General features: G+C 53.8%; 1 protein-coding gene. It reads right to left on the bottom strand.

Annotation, left to right across the window (positions count from 1 at the left end):
• Window positions 1–1,544 (bottom strand): hypothetical protein (locus GGR10_RS06745; RefSeq protein ID WP_182480447.1); only part of this gene is annotated, 1,544 nt, incomplete at its 3' end.
• Between the last annotated feature and the right edge of the window lie 53 nt (window positions 1,545–1,597).

The following is a 1,597-nucleotide window of genomic DNA, read 5'->3' as shown; positions in this document are numbered from 1 at the left end:
CCATCCAACGTCACCACACTCCCCCCATCCATCACATACACCCCCTGACCATTTCCCGTAACCGTAATCGTCCCCCCAGTCATCTTAAACTTCCCCGTCCCCCCCACCTTCACCCCCGTCGTGAACCCCGTAATCTTCACCCCTCCCTCCAACGTCACCGTCCCACCCGTCACACTCACCCCATCTCTCCCACTTCCCGTAATCATCCCCTTTGTCATCTTAAACTCCCCCTTCTGCACATTCACCCCCGTCCCCACACCTCCCGTAACCATAATCGTCGCACCCCCATCCAACGTCACATTCCCACCCCTCACCTCCACCCCACTACTCCCCACATTTCCCGTAACCGTAATCATCCCCTTTGTCATCTCAAACGTCCCCTTCTCCACCTTCACCCCCGTCGTGAACCCCGTAATCTTCACCCCTCCATCCAACGTCGCACTCCCCTTCCCCGTCACATTCACCTCCACCCCCACCCCACCTTTCCCATTTCCCTCAATCGTCCCCCCAGTCATCTCAAACTTCCCCGTCCCCCCCACATTCACCCCCGTCGTGAACCCCTCAATCTTCACCTCTCCATTCAACGTCACCGTCCCCACCGCCATCACCCCCGTCCCACCACTCCCACCTCCCTCAATCGACCCCCCAGTCACCTTTAACTTCCCACCCGTCACCTTCGCCCCCGTTTGCATATTTGTCAACTTCACCATATTCAACGTCATCTCACCCAACGTCACCTCCACCCCTGTAACCTTCCCCCCATTTCCCGTAATCGTCATATTCGTCACCTCTCCCCACCCCTGTTTCTGCATCGTAATCCCCGTCCCCCCATTTGCTAAATTAATCGTCGCCCCTACCCCCATCACAGTAGCATTCACCCCATCCCCCTCCACACTCACCCCCGTCTTGACATTCTGAAAACTCGTACCCATCAACATCACAGTACTCTTCCCACTCCCCTTAAACACCACCCCCACCCCAACACTCCCCCCTCCCGTAACCGTCACCCCATCCATCAACGTCACCTTCCCCCCACCCCCCCTCTGCATCGTAATCCCCTCACCCCCATCCTTCACCTCAATCGACCCTTTAACTACCGTAACAGAAGACCCTTCACCATCAGCCTCTATCCCCTTATACACATTTGTAGCAGTGACATTCATCACCGTCAGCTTCCCTTGCCCATACACCTTAATCGCCGGCTCATTATTACTACCACCACCTGTAATCGTCAGCGGTTCACTACTTATCGTAATATCTGCCCTATTGTACACCTTCACAGCAGGCGCATCAGACTCCGTACTCATATCCACAGTTCGATTACCACTCAGATACTTCACCCCACCACTACTCCCATCACACTCGATTCGCTCATTACTCCTATCACTCCCATCCCCACCACCCCCAGGACCAGCAACCCCCCCATTACAATTCTTTGGTCCAGCATAAACCTCTTGAGCTGTACTAAGAGCCAGACCAGCCAGAACAGCTGTCGAGAGAATACATAAACAAACATGATGTTTTAATACACGACGCATAACCATAACCCACACATTCTCTTTAAATCACTCAGATCAAAAGAGACAAAATGTTCTTA

This window comes from Bartonella chomelii (assembly GCF_014138465.1).
GTDB classification, from domain to species: Bacteria; Pseudomonadota; Alphaproteobacteria; order Rhizobiales; family Rhizobiaceae; genus Bartonella; species Bartonella schoenbuchensis.
Note: the sequence above shows the minus strand (reverse complement) of the source record. Positions and strands in the feature narration are given on the sequence as shown.